23 protein-coding genes are annotated in these 18,830 nt (G+C 53.0%); 14 read left to right on the forward strand and 9 right to left on the reverse strand.

All coding sequences use genetic code 11. The annotated features are described in order from the left end of the window. Positions 1–125: 125 nt before the first annotated feature. Positions 126–1,121 (forward strand): MDR family oxidoreductase, encoded by a 996-nt coding sequence (locus KNP79_RS10025; RefSeq protein WP_138858656.1) that lies wholly within the window; start codon positions 126–128, stop codon positions 1,119–1,121. Positions 1,122–1,179: 58 nt separating this feature from the next. Here KNP79_RS10025 and KNP79_RS10030 read toward each other — a convergent pair whose 3' ends face one another. The 4 genes from KNP79_RS10030 to KNP79_RS10045 form a co-directional block, all read right to left on the reverse strand. Further along, positions 1,180–1,524 carry a YflT domain-containing protein gene (locus KNP79_RS10030; RefSeq protein WP_215192240.1) on the reverse strand — a complete coding sequence of 115 codons (345 nt, stop codon included), beginning with the start codon at positions 1,522–1,524 and terminating at the stop codon, positions 1,180–1,182. A 96-nt stretch (positions 1,525–1,620) separates the two neighbouring features. After that, positions 1,621–3,081 carry a UDP-N-acetylmuramoyl-L-alanyl-D-glutamate--2,6-diaminopimelate ligase gene (locus KNP79_RS10035; protein WP_214823393.1) on the reverse strand — a complete coding sequence of 487 codons (1,461 nt, stop codon included), beginning with the start codon at positions 3,079–3,081 and terminating at the stop codon, positions 1,621–1,623. Between the two features lie 155 nt (positions 3,082–3,236). Next, positions 3,237–3,437, reverse strand: coding sequence for a helix-hairpin-helix domain-containing protein (locus KNP79_RS10040; protein WP_029594536.1), 201 nt, complete (start codon positions 3,435–3,437; stop codon positions 3,237–3,239). Continuing rightward, positions 3,434–3,667, reverse strand: a complete 234-nt coding sequence (locus tag KNP79_RS10045) for a hypothetical protein (RefSeq protein ID WP_029594535.1) — start codon at positions 3,665–3,667, stop codon at positions 3,434–3,436. The genes KNP79_RS10040 and KNP79_RS10045 overlap by 4 nt, the downstream gene beginning before the upstream one ends. Before the next feature lie 130 nt (positions 3,668–3,797). Here KNP79_RS10045 and KNP79_RS10050 point away from each other — a divergent pair, with 130 nt between their 5' ends. After that, a complete protein-coding gene (locus KNP79_RS10050) occupies positions 3,798–4,013 on the forward strand; it encodes a hypothetical protein (protein WP_235420224.1) in 216 nt (71 codons plus the stop codon). A gap of 164 nt (positions 4,014–4,177) precedes the next feature. After that, positions 4,178–4,450: a sigma factor gene (locus tag KNP79_RS10055; RefSeq protein ID WP_215192242.1), complete on the forward strand. Its 273-nt coding sequence runs from the start codon at positions 4,178–4,180 to the stop codon at positions 4,448–4,450. Positions 4,451–4,456: 6 nt separating this feature from the next. On the opposite strand, the gene KNP79_RS10060 is transcribed toward KNP79_RS10055, so the two are convergent. Then, complete coding sequence (locus KNP79_RS10060) at positions 4,457–5,245, reverse strand: HAD family hydrolase (protein WP_215192243.1); 789 nt, start codon at positions 5,243–5,245, stop codon at positions 4,457–4,459. Between the two features lie 62 nt (positions 5,246–5,307). Between KNP79_RS10060 and KNP79_RS10065 the strand changes: the two genes are divergently transcribed. From KNP79_RS10065 to KNP79_RS10085, 5 genes are all read left to right on the forward strand, one after another. Then, positions 5,308–5,559, forward strand: coding sequence for a hypothetical protein (locus tag KNP79_RS10065; protein WP_214711245.1), 252 nt, complete (start codon positions 5,308–5,310; stop codon positions 5,557–5,559). Positions 5,560–5,674: 115 nt separating this feature from the next. Then, positions 5,675–6,235, forward strand: coding sequence for an RNA polymerase sigma factor (locus tag KNP79_RS10070; protein ID WP_214796550.1), 561 nt, complete (start codon positions 5,675–5,677; stop codon positions 6,233–6,235). Further along, on the forward strand, positions 6,232–6,945 hold the full coding sequence (locus KNP79_RS10075) for an anti-sigma factor (RefSeq protein WP_034779530.1): 714 nt from the start codon (positions 6,232–6,234) through the stop codon (positions 6,943–6,945). The genes KNP79_RS10070 and KNP79_RS10075 overlap by 4 nt, the downstream gene beginning before the upstream one ends. A gap of 84 nt (positions 6,946–7,029) precedes the next feature. Further along, a complete protein-coding gene (locus KNP79_RS10080) occupies positions 7,030–7,941 on the forward strand; it encodes a Gfo/Idh/MocA family protein (RefSeq protein ID WP_034779532.1) in 912 nt (303 codons plus the stop codon). Between the two features lie 15 nt (positions 7,942–7,956). Then, entirely contained in the window at positions 7,957–8,142 is a 186-nt protein-coding gene (locus KNP79_RS10085) for a hypothetical protein (RefSeq protein ID WP_021065953.1), read from the forward strand. Between the two features lie 37 nt (positions 8,143–8,179). Here KNP79_RS10085 and KNP79_RS10090 read toward each other — a convergent pair whose 3' ends face one another. Then, positions 8,180–9,097 (reverse strand): DMT family transporter, encoded by a 918-nt coding sequence (locus KNP79_RS10090; protein ID WP_214796545.1) that lies wholly within the window; start codon positions 9,095–9,097, stop codon positions 8,180–8,182. Positions 9,098–9,422: 325 nt separating this feature from the next. Here KNP79_RS10090 and abc-f point away from each other — a divergent pair, with 325 nt between their 5' ends. Further along, complete coding sequence (gene abc-f, locus KNP79_RS10095; protein WP_215192245.1) at positions 9,423–11,261, forward strand: ribosomal protection-like ABC-F family protein; 1,839 nt, start codon at positions 9,423–9,425, stop codon at positions 11,259–11,261. A gap of 15 nt (positions 11,262–11,276) precedes the next feature. Here the strand turns inward: abc-f and KNP79_RS10100 are convergent, their stop codons facing one another. Further along, positions 11,277–11,438 carry a hypothetical protein gene (locus KNP79_RS10100; protein ID WP_034779568.1) on the reverse strand — a complete coding sequence of 54 codons (162 nt, stop codon included), beginning with the start codon at positions 11,436–11,438 and terminating at the stop codon, positions 11,277–11,279. Positions 11,439–11,535: 97 nt separating this feature from the next. On the opposite strand from KNP79_RS10100, the gene KNP79_RS10105 reads away from it, so the two are divergent. Next, positions 11,536–11,868 carry a hypothetical protein gene (locus tag KNP79_RS10105; RefSeq protein ID WP_215192247.1) on the forward strand — a complete coding sequence of 111 codons (333 nt, stop codon included), beginning with the start codon at positions 11,536–11,538 and terminating at the stop codon, positions 11,866–11,868. Between the two features lie 558 nt (positions 11,869–12,426). Here KNP79_RS10105 and KNP79_RS10110 read toward each other — a convergent pair. Beyond that, on the reverse strand, positions 12,427–13,281 hold the full coding sequence (locus tag KNP79_RS10110; protein ID WP_214709739.1) for an HAD family hydrolase: 855 nt from the start codon (positions 13,279–13,281) through the stop codon (positions 12,427–12,429). A gap of 164 nt (positions 13,282–13,445) precedes the next feature. Between KNP79_RS10110 and KNP79_RS10115 the strand changes: the two genes are divergently transcribed. From KNP79_RS10115 to kynB, 4 genes are all read left to right on the forward strand, one after another. Further along, on the forward strand, positions 13,446–14,960 hold the full coding sequence (locus KNP79_RS10115) for a BCCT family transporter (RefSeq protein ID WP_138858644.1): 1,515 nt from the start codon (positions 13,446–13,448) through the stop codon (positions 14,958–14,960). Positions 14,961–15,081: 121 nt separating this feature from the next. Next, entirely contained in the window at positions 15,082–16,359 is a 1,278-nt protein-coding gene (gene kynU / locus KNP79_RS10120) for a kynureninase (protein ID WP_034779576.1), read from the forward strand. An 11-nt stretch (positions 16,360–16,370) separates the two neighbouring features. Beyond that, positions 16,371–17,210: a tryptophan 2,3-dioxygenase gene (gene kynA / locus KNP79_RS10125; protein WP_214753495.1), complete on the forward strand. Its 840-nt coding sequence runs from the start codon at positions 16,371–16,373 to the stop codon at positions 17,208–17,210. A gap of 14 nt (positions 17,211–17,224) precedes the next feature. Continuing rightward, positions 17,225–17,848 carry an arylformamidase gene (gene kynB / locus KNP79_RS10130; RefSeq protein ID WP_214796539.1) on the forward strand — a complete coding sequence of 208 codons (624 nt, stop codon included), beginning with the start codon at positions 17,225–17,227 and terminating at the stop codon, positions 17,846–17,848. Positions 17,849–17,878: 30 nt separating this feature from the next. Here the strand turns inward: kynB and KNP79_RS10135 are convergent, their stop codons facing one another. Continuing rightward, entirely contained in the window at positions 17,879–18,748 is an 870-nt protein-coding gene (locus tag KNP79_RS10135; protein ID WP_215192249.1) for a MurR/RpiR family transcriptional regulator, read from the reverse strand. Positions 18,749–18,830: the final 82 nt, after the last annotated feature.

The following is an 18,830-nucleotide window of genomic DNA, read 5'->3' on the forward strand; positions in this document are numbered from 1 at the left end:
GTTGAATCTCTTTCATTGTACCATTCCACTCCCTGTTAGAACGAAACATTCGTGTATATATTTTGGCAGGTAGGGAATCATAACAAAGGAATAGAATACGTATCAGCGAAAGGGGCCAATTGACCATGAACGAATCATTTCAAGCACTCGTCCTCGACAAGACGGATGACCATCTTCACGCCAAGGTGACGGACGTCAAACTCGACGCGCTTCCAAAAGAAGAAGACGGTAACGTCCTCGTCGAGGTTCATTATTCCGCACTCAATTATAAGGACGCCCTCGGTCTTACCGAACCCGGAAAAATTATTAACCAATACCCGTTCATCCCTGGATGTGAATTTGTCGGCAAAGTCGTCGAGTCCGATCATCTCGACTTCAAAGCCGGCGATGAAGTCATCGCCACCGGTTTCGGGATCGGCGAACGACATTTCGGCGGATTCAGTCAATTTGCACAAGTTCCCGGAAACTGGCTTGTAAAACTGCCTAAAGGTATGGACATGCGTGATGCCATCACGATCGGGACACCTGGATTGACAGCTATGCTTTCTATCGATGCGCTTGAGTCCGCTGGCGTTCGACCGGGGGAAGAAGTGCTAGTTACAGGTGCAACTGGAGGCGTAGGCAGTTTTTCGATTATCTTACTTCATAAACTTGGCTATCACGTCATCGCATCCACAGGAAAAACAGACTCCCCTTACTTGCAAGCACTTGGCGTTGACACCGTCATCGATCGACACGAGCTTGAGGGAGCGGTTCGTCCGTTAGCTCGACAGCGGTTTGACGCGGCAATCGATTCGATTGGCGGGGCCACTCTTGCGAATATTTTGAGTCAAACGCGTTATGAAGGTGCCGTTGCAGCTTGCGGACTTGTCGGCGGTTCCGACCTTCCAACAACTGTTTATCCGTTTATTTTGCGCGGAGTCAAATTAATCGGCATCGACTCGGTCATGCAACCCATCGTACGTCGTCTGAAGGCGTGGGAACGACTGGATGAGCTGCTTGATTCTAACGTGCTCAACCATATGATTCATGAGATTCCGTTGCATGACGTCCCTCGCCACGCTGAGGCGATGATGCGCGGCGAACTGAGCGGTCGGACCGTCGTTCGGATCCATGACTAACAAACAGGGCTGAATCCATCGATTCAGCCCTGTCCCTGTATTCTCCATGGTGGTGGAATTATAAAGTGAATCCGGCTGGTGCGTCTTTGACGACGACAATCACCTTGCCTTGGTCTAATTTTTTCTCGAGTTGGTCCGCTTCGGTCGATGAGAAGCCGAGCTGTTCGAATTGGGCTCGGAGCTCGTCCCCTTTTTTACGGAATACATTTTTTGCGGCCGTCCTCAGGCCGACGTCTGATGCCGTCACCGTATTCGCGTCGGCGTTATCGGCCACACGGTCGGTCCGGTCATCGTCATGGGTGACGACATAAATGTGCTTGTCCTCAATCCCTTTCGCTTTCATCGATTGAATGGCGGTCACGACTTCTTCATCATTTGTGAACTCTTTGTACAAAACTGACATGTGTAGTTCCCTCCTTCGATAGCGTTACAGTAAGAGTAATTACCTTCTTTTGCAAAAATTACACATTAAAAAACGATGACAGCTGTCATCGTTTCGTTAAACGGCCGGTTCTTGGCCTTTTAATTTTTTTAATTCATCGAGCAAAATGTCCGATTCGTTGAACGGAATCGACTCTTGTCCGACGCGTTCGACATGGTCATGACCTTTTCCGACGACGACGATCCGTTTCCCGACGAGCGCTTGTTGCGCTGCATGGCGCAAAGCATCTCGCCGTTCCTCGAACGTCACGTAATGCGTGTTCGAATCAACACCTTCGAGCAATCCATCGATGATGTGCCTCGGGTCTTCCGTCCGCACGTCATGTACCGTCACGATTAAATCGTCTGAATAGCGGCTCGCGATTCGACCCATCTCTGCCCGCTTCGTCGGATCTCGGTCTCCGGCCGCGCTCAAGACGACCACGAGCTCTCGCTCACCTTGCTGAAGCGTCGACAAACATTTTTCGAGTCCGTCCGGCGTATGGGCATAGTCGATATAAATCTCGCCATCTTCCGTATCAAGTCGCTCGAGACGACCTTTTGGAAGCGTGAGTCCTGGCACGTTGGCGATGATGGAGCGCAACATCAGTTCCGACGTCGAGACGAGACCGATGGCCGCAGCCAGGTTGGCGGCGTTGAATGCGCCCATGAAGCGGACCGGCGCCTCAATCGTCAGTGCGTTCATTTTGACGACTACCGTTTGGTCATGCCAAATGACTTGGATATCGGCCGGTACGTCCGCATGCGTGCTATACATGATACGTCGACGGGTCGGGGCAAAGGCGGCCATCGTTTTACTGGCCGGGTCTTCGGCGTTCAAAATAATGGCGTCCCCGTCTGTCGTTTCGACTTGTTCGAATAATCGGGCTTTGGCCCGGGCGTACTCGTCCATTGAGCGATGGTAATCCAAGTGGTCATGCGTCAAGTTCGTGAACGCCGCCGCGTGAAATCGGACGCCTTCGACACGTCCTTCCATCATTGCATGCGAGGAGACTTCGACGACACAGTCGGTCACGCCGGCATCCGCCATCTCGGCCAAAATACGATGTAAGACGACGGCTTCCGGCGTCGTATTTGGTGTTTTTAATGTTTGATCTTTATAACGTGCTCCAATCGTACTGACAATCCCGACCGGCCGTCCGGACAGACGAAATAGATCATATGTCAATGTCGCGGTCGTCGTTTTGCCATTCGTACCGGTGACACCGTAAATACGCATCCGATGTGAGGGGTGGTCATAAAAGGCACTGGCCACCACGCCGGCTGTCCGCTTCGTGTCCGCGACGACAAGGTTCGGCACCTCAAGATCAAGCGGGTATTCCGAGATGACAGCAACCGCTCCTTTGGAGACGGCGTCCTCAGCGAATTCATGTCCGTCCACCGTATAACCGCGGATACAGATAAATAAATTCCCTGGACTGACCTTTCTGGAATCTGTCTCAATTCCGGTCACCCATGGATCGCGTTCGATGTCATCCATCTCATTTTCTAGAATGGCGGATAAACGTTTCGTCCTCATGCTGTGTACTTCCTTTCTCATGGGTGTCGCTAGGTTCGCAAACCTTATCGTCATGGTACTAGATATTAGGCTGTAATGGAGATGACAAATATATTACTTCCCTTTTTACGTGCAATGCAATCGCCCAACCAAAAAATTCCTAGTCCAGGACGGGACTAGGAATGTATTTCGCTGTCGGTGAACCGAAGTCCTTGCTCATGAAGCGCGGTTTCCAAGATTCGTAGCACACTTGGCCCGACCCCATGTAAGGCCGCAATCTCTTGCTTCGTATACGTGGCCAACTGTTCGAGCGTATCGATATAGGCGGCCTTGAGCGCCCGTTCGGCCGGCGCCGAACATTTCGGAAGTGGTGTCATCCAATTCCCTCCTCTCGTCCTGAATCTCGTTCGATCGTCGGGAGACAGGCGAGGACACGTTCCATACAAAATGTCCGACGGGCCTTCTTGCGTATATCCCACGCGACAAGTCGATCGCCTTGCAGCTTCATCAGTTTGACGCGTCGCTTTGAAATGACCCCGTTCCGATCGATATACACCATTTCTACGACTTGTCCGTTCCGCATCCAACGCATGACCTCTTGCCTCATCTGATCTCCCTCCTTTTGTTACCTTTATTATATCGAACATTTGTTCGTAACTCCAGTCTAGAGGTGTGCGTTCGAGCGATTTGCCGTATGCTAGAAGAAATGAATCTTTTGCGAAAGGGGTACGCCCGTTATGACATATGTCATGTTGGCCGTTTTGGCCATCGTCCTATTCATCTCCATGATTTATGCCGCCAAAGCCTTGCCAAATTTGCGAAATGTCTTATTCAACCGCGGCAGCCTGTTCGGCCAAGACACCGAGACCGTCACGTGTCCGAACTGTAAGAAAACGTTCAAACGGTCCGGTGGGAACACCCAGACATGCCCTCACTGTTATACGTCGTTTTAACCCAAAAACACCCGCCTGGCCGCTAGACGCGGACCTCGGGTGTTTTTTGAATGTGCTCGAATCAGCAAGTAACCGTTTACGCTCACCTTATAAGTGAAATAAGAAGGTTACGTCATTTTCCCGCAACTTAACCCGAGATAGTCTCATTTCAAAAGGAGTCCACCATGTCATTCATATCCGATCACGATTTATACGCACACATAGTAAACCGCGACACTTCCGCGCTCGAACTGCTGTACGACCGTTATGAGCGCATCTTATATTCGCTCGCCCTCCGCTTGACGACGCGAGCCGACTTGGCCGAGGCCGTCCTATCCGAGGTGTTCACCGAGCTTTGGAAACGGCGTCTGCCGCTCGATTTGACGACTTATCGGCTGAGAACGCATTTGTTCGAGCGGGTGGAGACCGCAGCGCTACGTCTAGTCGCCAGCGCTTGAGTTCGTCTATCGCATCGCTCGATGCAACACTTCTAGAATCCCATCCGCATACATGCCCTCGGTGACACGACCATGTTCTCGTTTGGCTTCTTCCGTCCCGTTACCAAGCACATAGCCGTTGCCGACATACCTCAACATTCCTAAATCGTTCCCACTGTCCCCGAACGCGTAGGCGTGCTCGGTTTGAAACGTATATCGGTCGCACACGTAGTCGACTGCAGCGACTTTCCCCGCCCCTCGTGGGATGAAATCGATATCGTAGGCGTCTGCCGGATCCCCGGCGAGCGGGTTGCAACGACTGATGTTGACCGCAATCCCGAAGTCACCGGCACTCGAACGAATATGCTCGAGCTCATCCTCGCTCTCGCCGAAGTAATAATAATTGTGCATCCAGCCGCTTGTGCCAAGATTCGTCTGTGGTTCAATCGTGAGTGTTCGCCCTAGCCTGTCGACGACTTGGGTGACGCGGTCTGAAAAATCATCGGGAAAACGTGACGAATAACCGGGATCAAGCTCTAGTTGCCCGGACGCCGTCACTTGATACAGCTCTGTCCCGAGACTCGCCGCAATTCGATGTGGGAAGTAACGCATCTCGGCCCGCTTCACTTTCTCCATAATCGTCTCGAGCGAACTCCCCGTCACCCACATCGTCGATAAGCGATGCGAGTACATATCGAGAAAATCTTCGAGTTGGCGCAATCGTATTAACTGGTCAACAGAGCAAGCATGCGGGAAGTACGTCTCGTCGAAATCAAAACAGATGAGCGTCCGACCTTCCTTTGTAAATCGTTTCATCGTCATCCTCCTTGTGTCGCCATACCCCTTCTCGTATAGTAAAAGGAGAAAGGACGTGCAACATGAAAAATCGTTTAAGCCGCTACTACTGTCAGTATAGCGGAATCGTGATCGGGTTCGGACTTGTCTTCGCCTTTTTGTTCGGCATACGGACATATTCATTTTGGCAACAATGGCTCTCGAACGGACCCGCACTTCTCGTCACGCTCCTCACGGCGACGTTCATTAGTTTTATGACGTACCGACTGCTCAGCGCCTTGAATTTGAAACTCTTCCGCCGCCTCGGTGACGCGACGTCGACATGCTCCCGTTAAACACGGGACTACATAACGACCGTTCACAAAATAGTCACCTCAAATAGGCATCCATTTCACGGTTTCATCCGTTAGATCAATACAAGGGATTCCCTTATGGATAAAGGAGACAGCCATGACTGATATTGAATTGTACGAGCGCGTCAGGCAAAAAGACAAACAAGCGCTCGAGGCACTTTATGATCGCTACGAACGAATCCTGTATGCCTTTGTCATGCAGTTGACGAAAGACCGCGACCTCGCCGAAGAAGCGATGCAGGAAGTATTCATCAAGCTGTGGCGCGGCGGCGGCGTATATGATGACTCAAAAGGAAAATTCAAATCGTGGCTGTTCACGATGAGCCGTCACGTCACGATCGACTTGATTCGCAAACGAAAACCCGACCTGCAACTAGACGAGTCTTACGCTGAAGCCATCCCGTCCCCGGCCCCATCCGTCGAGACCGAGGTCGAATGGCAAGAAGAGCGAACGCAAATCGAGACGGCGATGGCCGAGCTTCCGGTCGAGCAACAACAAGTCGTCCGTCTCATGTATTTCCAAGGGCTCAGCCAACAAAAGATCGCCGATGCGTGTGGCATCCCGCTCGGCACCGTAAAAGGAAGGATTCGATTAGCGTTGAAACAGTTACGAAGGCATCTATCCCATGATTTGATCGATAAGGAGGTGGAACGATGAACGCTTGTGACCAATTGATTGATTATTTCAACCAGCATTTGACGGAAGACGAACGCATCCGGTTCGAAGCGCATCTCGCGACATGTCAATCGTGTCAAGAAGAGCTCGAACAACTCGAGGCCCTCGTCGGCGGCGTCGCGTTCCTCTCTGAACCGGCTGAACCACCGAGCGGGATGAAGGCACGCATCCTCGACAACGTGTTCGCAGAAGACGATACGGAGACAGCGTCGAAACCAGACGAACCGACCCCGATCACACCGTTCACTGCCACGAAGAAGAACCAGAAGACGCCATGGGGAGCGCTCGCTCTCGCAGCCGCACTCATGCTCTCCTTGATCGGGAACGGCTACCTGCTCTTGAACCAAGATGACCCGAGCGGCATCGCCTTGACCGAGACCGTCCCGCTCGAAGGCGAATCGGAAGGCGTGGCTTACCTCGCCGAACAGGACGGCCAGCGCCAGCTCATCGTCCAGACGAACGGACTCGATGCGCTCGAAGCGAACGAAGTGTATCAAGTTTGGTTGTTAAAAGACGGCTCGCCGATTCCGACCGGGGCGTTCGTTACGGACGACAAAGGGAACGGGACCGTCATCTATACGCTCGATTCGACCGAATCAGAGATGGACTGGGATACCGTTGCTGTCACGAAAGAACCCGAACGGGGCAACACGGCACCCGAGGGCGACATCGTGCTCAGTGCCAGCCTATAAGCAAGGACCGAATGACCTGACGCACCGCGCGTACGTGTCATTCGGTTCTTTTTTCGTTATGATGATAGAAAAGGAGTGGTACATATGCGTCAGCCTAAAATTGGTGTCGTCGGTCTCGGCGGCATCGCTCAGAAAGCGTACTTACCGATTTTAACGAACAGCACGTCGTTCGAACTCGTCGGTGCCTATTCCCCGACCGTCGCCAAACGTGAGGCGATTTGTCGGGCCCACCGGATGGAATCATTCACGGGACTGCCCGAGCTCGCGGCAGCCGTCGACGCGGCGTTCGTCCACAGTTCGACCGAGACGCATTTCGACGTCGTCTCTTATCTGCTCGCAAACGGTGTCGATGTGTATGTCGATAAACCACTCGCTGCGACAATCGAACAGGCGGAACGTCTCGTCGAGCTGGCCGAGCAGACGAACCGGAAGCTCATGGTTGGCTTCAATCGCCGGTTCGCCCCGATGTATCAGCACGTGAAAGAAGCAGCCCCATTCCACACGCTCGACTTCGTCAAGCATCGCGGGGACGGATTGCGCGGCCACGACTATCAGTTCACATTGCTCGATGACTATTTGCATGTCGTCGACACGCTCCGGTACTTCGCCGGAAGCGAGTTGCGCTTAGTGACGGGCCAAATCGCGACGACCGAGGCGAACGGTCTCCACTTCGCCCGCCACGTCTGGCAAGACGAATACGGACTGCACACGACATCGATGCACCGCAAGGCCGGGACCAATCACGAAGGGCTGAGTGCCATCCGGGACGGACTTCGCGTGACGGTCGATGAGATGGTGACGCTTCAACGGTTCGAGCACGGCGCCCATTCAACGAAGACGTTCGGGTCATGGGACACGCTCCTGACCCAACGAGGCTTCCAAGGGGCGATCGACCACTTTATCTCGGCAGTAACCGAGGATACGGCCATCATGACGGACGGTCGTGAGGCGCTCCTCACACAACAGCTGGTGACGGATTTGTTCGGCTCACACTAAAAGGAGGCGTATCAAATGGATTTCTTTTTCTACATCATGGTCATCGTCGTCGTGTCCATCGCCGCAGACACGTTCAACAAGACACGGAAGGCGCGTTTAGAAGAACTTCGACTCAAAATCGAGCAAGAGAAACTCGCGATTCAGCGGCTCGAACTCGAGATGAAGCGCGACGAAGACAAACTCGATCATCACGGATTTTAAAAAGACGATCGGCCCAGAGCGGGTCGGTCGTCTTTGGTTATAAGATATGGCGCTCCTCAGCTTGACGTGTCTCGCGGACACGCTTTTGCCGTCGTTCGGTGAGTGTCGACCAGGTGACGGCCGTGATGATGCAGGCGGCACCGATGAAGAAGTTGCGGTCGAGCCGTTCGTCGAGGACGAGCCAGCCGAGGTAACCCCCGACGAGCGGTTGGAAGAAGAAAAACAGCGACCCGACGCTCGCATCCATGAGTTCGATCCCTTTGTTCCAAAAGAAGAACGCCCCGGCCGTCGAAATGATGCCAACGTATAACACACTGAGCCACAACACCGTGGTCATATCCGGCAAACCGGATGCGGCCACTTCCATTCCCATGAGCGGCGTCATCAATACGAAGGCGATGCCGATGGCGAACGTCGTGATCGTTAACGACGACATCGTCTCGGAAGCGATTTTCACATAGATGGACATGAGCGCCCACGTGATGGCGGCACCGACCAAGACGAGGCTACCGATGAAATACGTGCCTTCGACGTGCCAGCCGACGACGATGATGACCCCGAGCGTCGCCAACAGAAGTGACCCGATTTTGACAGGTGTGAGCCGCTCTTTCAAGATCAACCGGGCGAAGATCACCATGAACGCCGGCGTCGCCGCCGTCACAAGCGATCCCGTATGGGCGTCGGATAGTTTCGTGCCAATGAACTGAAACGAAATCGAGGCAACGTATCCGATGACGCCGACGAGCGCGATCCACTTCCAGGCGCTCCTGGTAATCTGCTCGCGTCCGAATGCCCACCACATTATAAACAGAACGACAAAGGCGACGGCGTAGCGCATCCAGACGAGCGTGAACGGTTCGATATAGCCGAGCGCATACTTACTGACGACGTACATCCCGCCCCAAATGCTGGCGGCGAGCGTTAAACTGATAGCACCGAGCCATTCCTTGCGCATAGCGTCTCTCCTTTCTGATGCCTAAACAATACGACACCGTTTCCTGAAATTCCTGTCTCTCTAGTTGTCGAACTGACCGAAATCGCTTACAATAACTCTAATGATGATTGAAAGGAGGGAGAAAGGTGAACTTTGTCGGACGTACGCATTGGTCAACAGAACATTTGTACATTTTGCGTGCGATTTTTCACGATGTCGCGTAACCACAGGACCCGTCTGTCCTTTTTTAGACATTGCTGAAATACGACAAAGCGCCTCTCTTTCTTGCCGAGCGCTTCTTTGCGCTCGGTTTTTTGATAGGCCTCTACTTTAGGAGGAACCATCTATGTTAATCGAATTACAACATATTCAAAAACAATTCGGCGGCCACGCCGTCTTAATCGATGCCAATCTTCAGGTAAACGCAGGCGAGCGAATCGGGCTCGTCGGACGGAACGGGAGCGGCAAGACGACACTCCTACACCTCATCGTCGGCGCCGATTCGCCCGACGAAGGGACGATCTATCGAAAACAACGGCTGACGATTGGCTATTTGGCCCAGATTCCTGCCCATCCCGGTAAATCAGGGCGAGACGTACTCTATACCGCGTTCGCCGAGTTGACGAGACTCGGTGACGAGATGCGACGACTCGAGGAACAGATGATCTCAAGTGACGACATCGACTCACTCCTCGAGACGTACGGCGCCCTGCAGATGCGCTATGAGAACGGCGGCGGCTATGCCATCGATTCGAAAGTGAATGCGATGATCGATGGATTACGGCTCACAAGTTTCGTCGACCGCCCATTCGACACACTCAGCGGCGGAGAACGGACCAAAGTCGGGCTCGCCTTGGCGTTGCTCCAAGAGCCGGAACTGCTCATCCTCGACGAACCGACGAACCATCTCGATTTAGAAGCGATGACTTGGCTCGAGTCATTCCTGCGTGACAGTCCGTCCACGCTTCTCCTCGTCTCACACGACCGCGTGTTTCTCGACGCCGTCGCCACACGCATCGTCGAATGTGAGGACGGGGAGTTGGGTAGTTTTGATGGCAACTACAGCGCGTTCGTCGCCCAAAAAGAAAAGAAGTTGCTCGATCAATTCCATGCCTATACGGAGCAACAAAAGAAAATCAAGAAGATGAAGGAAACGATTCGACAGCTAAGACAGTGGGCGAACGAAGGCAATCCACCGAACGAGAAGTTTTATCGGCGCGCCAAATCGATGGAGAAAGCGCTCGCCCGCATCGAGACGATCAAAAAACCACGACTCGAGGCCGTTCAACCGGACATTCAGTTCACGGCTCAGGGGCGGACCGGACGCGATGTGTTCGAGGCGACCGACGTGACGGTCACTTACGACCGGAACGTCTTCGAACACGTCTCGTTCTACGCCGGTCATGGCGAACGCATCGCCATCGTCGGCCCAAATGGGAGCGGCAAGTCGACCCTGTTGAAAGTGTTGCTCGGTCACCTCGAACCGGCGACAGGCGAGGTGCGACGAGCGGAACGGGCCCAAATCGGCTACTTGTCCCAACACATCGACTTTGATGACTCCCATCGGCTCATCGAGGCGTTCCGTGACCGCATCGCTGTCGATGAAGGGAAGGCCCGTCAATTGCTGGCCCAGTTCCTCTTCTATGGCGCGAGCGTCTTCAAACCGGTCAAAGATTTGAGCGGCGGTGAGAAGATGCGGCTCATGCTCGCCATCCTCATGCACGAGGACATCAACGTGCTCGTGTTAGACGAACCGACGAACCATCTCGACATCGAAGCGCGTGAGGCACTCGAAGAGGCACTCGACCGCTTTACCGGCACGCTCGTCGCCGTCTCACACGACCGCTACTTCTTGAACAAGCTGTTCCCGATCACGTATTGGCTTGATGGGACAGCGACACATTTCCCGGGAAACGTGTCGTATGCGCTCGAGAAACGGCAACATGAAATGAACGCAGAGGTCGTCGTTCCTAAACCGAAACTCGTGAAACCGAAGCAAGAAACGACTCGCGACACCTCAGTTGATGAAGCTCGCCTGACCGAGCTCGAAGCATCACATCAAGCACTCCTGCACCAGATGAATGAGACGAACGATTTAGAAGAATTAATGACGTTGCAGCAACAAGCCGATGCGCTCCAAGCAGACATCGACACATTGTTGAATCAGTTGCTCGAATCGATTTAATCAAAAACGACGCCCTTAGCGGCGTCGCTTTTGTTCGAACCAAGCTTGGACAAGAAAGCCCGTCACGCCAAGCGCCATCAAAAAATAGGGCACGATACGTGGGACAGCACCCGTTTCCCCCATCATCATGAGGATTAATCCGCTCACGAACGTCCCGAGCCAATATATTTTCGGCATGTCGTCACTCCTCTACAATTTTCCCTTGTAATTTGTCAGAATTTTTCGTAAAATATTTTGAAATTCTTATTTCCAGATATGGAAAGGAGACGCGCTCATGCCAAAACGAAACTGGGAGACGATTCTCCGATTCACCCTCGTCGTCACCATCACGGCCACTACGTTCTTCTACGTCCGCTACTCGACCGAAATTAAAGAACGCGAGCGGGCTTTGGAGCAGTACCTTGCGACTCATTATAACATTTCGGCGGAAACCTATTCGATTGACGGTACCCTTTCCTTAAGCGGCTACGTCTATGATTTGACGTTCGAAGATGAACCTGACGCCGCTTACACGTTTCAGGTCAAACAGGCCGCAGACGGCCATCGTGTGAAGTTTGAACAAGCAGATGGCAAACAACCGGACCGGGTCGCCACGTTCGCCCCATAAGAAAAAGCGCCACGTCTGTGGCGCTTAACGGTGAGCGTTTCTAGTAGAGCGGACTTTCACCCGACCGAGAAAGTTCCCGGCCGACCGTCCCATGCAATCAATCGATACGTGCTAGAAAATGGACGCGGTTCAGAACGCGATTTCGGAGCGTTCGTTCGTCTGAACATCAATCTGGCCCTGCACAGAGACATTGCCTCCAAAACGGCCATGACTGCGTTTCGACGTAATAAGGTTGAAATCCATCATGAACCTCATCATGCCCACCTGTTTTGAAACACCGAGCTTCCTAGACGTTTTGCCTCCCACATATCCTTTTTGTCTGCCCCTCACCTCTTGCTCGAGGTCAGGTGGACGACAGTTTGAATCAGGAGATCACCTAGTCCGCCGGTCTTTCAACCAACTTGTCTCTCGTTTCACCGAGCCGGCCTCAGTCAAACAACGATTGAATCTTCGTTTCATCCGTTGCCCCCTTTCAGCTCAACACGTTGAATGAGGACTACACTAATACATTAACCGTTTTACGTGACATCGAATCCCTGTTCACCATTTCTCCAAAATTTAGTCGTCGATATAATGGTCGAGCGCATAGGCGACGCCATCATCCTCAACATCCTTCGTGATATGGGTACTGATGTCTTTCAACGGATCGACGGCGTTCCCCATCGCAATCCTCGTTTCCGCCACTTCGAACATCGAGATGTCGTTCAAATTGTCCCCGATGGCCACAATATCCGCTTGTGGAATGCCGTGATGCTCTGCCAACTGCGTCAAGGCCATCCCTTTGCTCGCATTCGGATGACCGATCTCGATTTTCGTCCAGCCTGCCGTCGTGATCAAAATGTCGGTCCGAGGCTCATACAGTTTCCGGAGCTCGTGCAGTTTGCGCCGATCGAACGAATAGACAAAGACTTTGTACACTTCGTCGGCCTCAAAGTCGATGTCCTCGATCGCATCAACATATGTCAGCCCGAACTGTTCGTTTTGAATTTCAATCTCCCGCTCGCCCCATTCCCGTGTGAACGATTGGTCGTGCGGCAACACCTCATCCAACTCGCCCTTCAGTAAATCGGTACCCGAACGGAGTACTTTCACCCCGGCATTCGTATAAAATTCGACGTACGCTCCGTGCTCATGGGCCACATCCCATAACTCCTGTACGACGTCTTTCGGGAGCGCGTGGTAATAAATGCGTTCGTTCTCATAGAAAGCGATCGCCCCGTTCCCGGACAAGATTGGACAAGTCAATCTGCTCCGTCGCAGCAACTCTTCGATATCGTGAATCGATCGGCCCGAAGAGATGGCGACCAAATCTCCCTCGGCTTGGCGACGCCGGATTGCGTCTTGGTTCGTTTCTGTGATGACACCAGTTCGAGACAATAACGTCCCATCTAAATCGATGGCAATCAATTTCATATTCTAATCTCCTTTCAAACGCGTCTCACCATTCCATTCCCCGAATTCATCCATCTCAACGCAAAGAAGACACCATTCTGGCATATAGGCGTTTTCCTTTCACGCAAATAGGGAAATATTTATTAGTCCTAAATAATAATTTGTGCGTTTGGAAAGGAGTCCTCATGAACACTTCACCTGAAAAGCCACGCTTGAATCGCGTGTTCTACATTTCGGCGAGTCTCATCGCTCTCCTCGTCCTGTTTGGTGCGATTCGTCCGACGTTGTTCGCGACGATTGCCGGGAACATCTTCAACTTCACGACCCGTTCGTTCGGTTGGTTTTACTTACTCGCCGTCTTCTTATTCGTCGTCTTTCTCGTCTTCCTCGCGTTCAGTAAATACGGGAAGATTCGGCTCGGGACGGACCAGGACCGTCCGCAATACCCGTTCTTTACTTGGATCGGGATGCTGTTCTCCGCTGGTTTCGGGGTCGGACTCGTCTTTTGGGGCGTTGCCGAACCGATGAGCCATTTCATCACCCCTCCGTATGCGGATACGACCGAGCTGACCGTCGAAGGAGCTCGATTGGCCATGGCATATTCCTTCTTCCATTGGGGCGTCAGCCAATGGTCCGTCTTCGCCATCGTCGGCTTGATTATCGCGTATTTCCAGTTCCGCCGAAATGCGGACGGCCTTATTTCGACGAGTCTGTCTCCGCTCATTAAAGACCGGGCTTATAAACAGCCGCTCAATCAAACGATTGATATTTTAGCCGTCATCGCGACCGTCATGGGTGTCGCCACGTCACTCGGTCTCGGCGTGCTCCAAATCAACGGTGGTTTGAACAGTGTCTTCGGGTTGCCGAACACGGCGCTCGTGCAAGTGTTGATTATCGTTGTTTTGACCGTCTTGTTTTTGACTTCGACGACGACCGGTCTCGACCGCGGCATCAAATGGCTCAGTAATATCAACCTCGGGACCGCGCTCGTATTGATGGTATTCGTGTTCTTTGCCGGCCCGACCATCTTTATTTTAGAGACGTTCACGCTCGGGTTAGGGGATTATTTACAGAACTTTATCCGCTACAGTCTTCGTTTGCAGCCGTACCAGCAAGGGACGTGGGTGCGTGATTGGACCATCTTCTACTGGGCATGGGCCATCGCTTGGTCGCCGTTCGTCGGTGCATTCGTCGCCCGCGTCTCACGTGGCCGAACGATTCGTGAGTTTATCGTCGGGGTGCTCATCGTGCCACCGTTCATCGCGCTCTTGTGGATTGCCGTGTTCGGCGGAACGGCCCTTCACCTCGACCTATTCGAAGGAACATCGATTGCGCAAGCGGTCGATGCCGATGTGACGAGTGCCTTATTCGTCACGTTCGCCGAATTGCCGTTCAGCTTTATTTTATCCGTCTTGTCGATTCTGTTGATTCTTACTTTCTTGATCACGTCAGCCGATTCGGCGACGTACATCATCAGCAGTATGACGACGAATGGTAGTTTGAATCCACCGCTCACTGTCCGAATCGTTTGGGGCATTTTGCTCGGCGGAATCGCCGCCGTTCTATTGATCGCGAGCGGGCTCGAGGGATTGCAGACCGCTTCACTCATCTCCGCCCTCCCGTTCACCGTCATCTTGATTCTGATGGTGTACACGCTGTTCAGTCTATTACGCAAAGAAAATGTCCGTAAAATCAAATAGGAATTGGGGTCGCCTCAAAGGCGGCCTTTTCTTTTGGGGATGCGTCCCTCCATATTGACACGTGCAAAGGCGATTGCTACGCTTTTGTCAGCATGACACGCAAGTCAAAGGGGGAAATGATATGGCTCAAGATTTCACACGGGCGTACGCGGAAACACGCGACGCCAGCGACTCGCTCGCACCATACCGGGGAGAATTTTATTTGCCGCAAGACGGCATTTATATGGACGGTAACTCGCTCGGCCTGTTATCGAAACGGGCCGAACGGACGTTACTCGAATCACTGAGCGATTGGAAAGAGCTCGGGATTGATGGCTGGATGTCGGGACGCCACCCATGGTTCAACTTGTCAGAACAATTAGCCGCACTTAACGCCCCGCTCGTCGGAGCCAGAGCCGAGGAAGTGATGGTCACCGGGTCGACGACGGTCAACTTGCACCAACTTGTCGCCTCATTCTTTAAACCGGAAGGGAAGCGGACGAAGATTTTAGCCGACACACTCACCTTCCCATCTGATATTTACGCTTTGAAGAGTCAACTCGAGCTCCGCGGACTCGACCCGAGCGAACATTTGGTCCAAGTCTCGAGCCCGGACGGACGCTACTTGAAGGAAGAAGACATCATCGCAGCGATGACAGACGACATCGCCTTGATCGTCTTGCCAACCGTCCTCTATCGCAGCGGACAAATCCTCGATATGGCCCGTCTCGCCAAGGCGGCACACGAGCGAGACATCTTGATCGGCTTGGACGCTTGTCATTCGGTCGGTGCCATCCCGCACGCATTCCACGACTGGGGTGTCGACTTCGCCTACTGGTGCAACTATAAGCATTTGAATGGTGGACCTGGCAGCGTCGGCGGTCTATTCGTTCACGAGCGTCACTTCGGGACGACGCCTGGCCTTGCCGGTTGGTTCGGTTCACGCAAAGATAAACAGTTCGACATGGATCATACGATGACGCCGGCCGATGACGCCGGTGCGTTCCAAATCGGGACGCCGCACGTTTTAAGCCTGGCCCCACAACTTGGTGCCCTCGAGATGTTCAACGAAATCGGGATGGACGCCATCCGCGAAAAATCGCTCGCCTTGACGACGTATATGACCGTACTGATTGACGAAGTGCTCGCACCATACGGCTTCATTATTGGCAGCCCGCGCAACGAGACACAGCGTGGTGCCCATTTGAGTCTCGAACACCCTGAGGCGGCCCGCATTTGTAAAGCGCTCAAACAGCATCGCGTCATCCCGGACTTCCGGGCCCCGAACATCATCCGACTCGCACCGGTCGCGCTCTACAACACGTTCACCGATGTGTATGATGTCGTGATGACGTTACAGACAATTATGGAAAACAAAGAATACGAGGCGTTCGAGAACGTCCGCGAAGTCGTGGCCTAAGGAGAAACAATATGAGTGAACGGATTGAACACAAAGTCGAGCAATCGATTCAGACAGACTTTTCGAAAGACATGTCGTACGGTGACTATTTGCAACTCGACCCGATTTTATCGAGTCAGCACCGCTTATCGGACCATCATGACGAGATGCTGTTCATCATCATCCATCAGACGAGTGAGCTGTGGATGAAATTGATTTTGCATGAACTGACGGCAGCCGTGACCGCCATCGAGACGGGAGAGCTCGAGCGTTCGTTCAAGATGCTCGCCCGTGTCTCGAAGATTCAACAACAGCTCATCCAGTCGTGGAGCGTCCTCGCGACGTTGACTCCGGCCGAGTATTTGGAGTTCCGCGACAAACTCGGTTCGTCTTCTGGATTTCAATCGTACCAGAACCGCCAAATCGAGTTCGCCCTCGGCTTTAAAAACGCACGCACGCTTAGCGTCTACGCCCATGACGAGAAACTGTATCCGCTTCTCGAGTCGTCGCTTCAGGCACCGAGCATCTATGACATGACCGTTCGCGAAATGCACCGCCGTGGCCTTGCCATCGATGACGCCGTGCTCAACCGGGACGTCACGAAAGACTGGGAATGGAACGAGAGCGTCGAAGCGGCTTGGGCCGATGTGTACCGGGACGTGGACAAGTATTGGGACTTGTATGAGCTCGGTGAGAAACTGCTCGATATCGGCAGCCAACAGCAGATGTGGCGCTTCAACCATATGAGCACCGTCGAACGGATTATCGGTCAAAAGATGGGGACGGGTGGATCGTCAGGCGTCAATTACTTGCGCCGCGTCCTCGACCACCGTTTCTTCCCTGAACTTTGGACCGTCCGGACAAAACTGTGAGGAGGACGAACACGATGACATGGATTGATGTTTCGCAACCGCTTGAAGACACGATCACGACATGGCCGGGCGACACGGCATTCTGTTACGAGATCGCTTGGCCGATGGCCGCCAGCGGTTCGGTCAACGTCGGGAAAGTGACGATGAGCCTGCATACCGGGACGCATATCGATGCCCCGTTCCATTTCGACGACGCCGGACAGCGCGTCATCGACCTTGATCCCGGGCTCTATATCGGTCCGGCCCGAGTCATTCATCTCCCTGCCCGCGAACGGATCGAAGCGACGGACTTGGACGGCTTTGACTTGACCGGCGTCGAACGATTGATTTTAAAGACGGACGGCTGGCCGAACAAGCAGGAGTTCCCGAGCCACATCCCTGAACTCACGCCGTCACTTGCTGATCGTCTCGGCGAACTTGGGATTTACTTGATCGGTCTCGATTTGCCGTCGGTCGACGCAATCGACAGTAAAGAGATGGCGGCGCATCATGCACTCGCCCGGAACGGGGTCCACATTCTCGAAGGTCTCGTCCTCGACCATATCGCCCCTGGTGATTACGAATTGAACGCCGTGCCGCTCCCGATTGTCAAAGGAGACGGCAGTCCGGTGCGCGCGCTCTTGCGTTCGCTCGATTGAACAAACACCCCTTCGCTCGAAGGGGTGTTTTCAGTCTTCCTGCATGACCTCACTCGAACTTTTACGATGATCGAACCGTTTCGAGATTTGCACTTTGTAAGCCATGTTCGCCTCATAGTCTTTCGAGAACACACCAGCGTACAACAGATCGAGCAGACAATGAATCGAATCGTTCGTCGTGAAGCTCCCAATTTTCGAGTAGAGGCGTTCACGAGTCGTCAAACGGAGCGTGCAGTCGGCCTGATGCGAGATGGCATTCTCCCCGAGACTCGTCAATGCGAGCACCGGCACACGTTGTTTCTTTAAGTAAGGAATAAGTCCGACCGTATAATCACTTTCCCCCGTATAGGAGATCAGAAGCGCACACGTCGTTTCGTCCGAGTTGGCCGCCTCGAATTCGGCATCGAATTCACAGAGGCTGACTTGCTTGCCGATCCGGTTCATCTTTGACTTGAAGTCGTGACAGAGCAACAAATTATGGATGACAGAAAAGACCTTGATGTGGCGCGCTTCACTCAACATCGTTACGGCTTGCTCGTATGCCTCATGATCGAGCAACGACAGCGTGTCCTCGATCGTCATCTGTTTGAGGGCCGCCAGCTTGTTCGCCACAACCATCAAGTTATCCTTAGCCGAGAATGGCTCATTGGCATCGATATCCGAGAAGTGACGATTCAAATACTCGATTTCCTCCAAAAACTGTTCCTTCAACTCGAGCCAACCCGCAAACTCCAGTTTCGTGGCGATGCGACTTAATATCGACGGGTGCGTATACGTCGCCTCGGCGATTTGTTTCATCGTCTTATCGTGGATCCGCTCCCGTTCGGCGAACAAATAGTCGATGACGGCCCGTTCTGATTTCGAGAACAGGTCTTGCTTCATTTTCTCGGTCAATAGCATGTCCGGTCTCCTCTCGTGAATTGAATTCACAAAAATAAATGTCTATATGTTTCTTTTTGTAAACGCTTTCGGAGTTGTCTGT

It is taken from the genome of Exiguobacterium sp. s7, assembly GCF_018618195.1.
GTDB classification, from domain to species: domain Bacteria; phylum Bacillota; class Bacilli; order Exiguobacteriales; family Exiguobacteriaceae; genus Exiguobacterium; species Exiguobacterium mexicanum_A.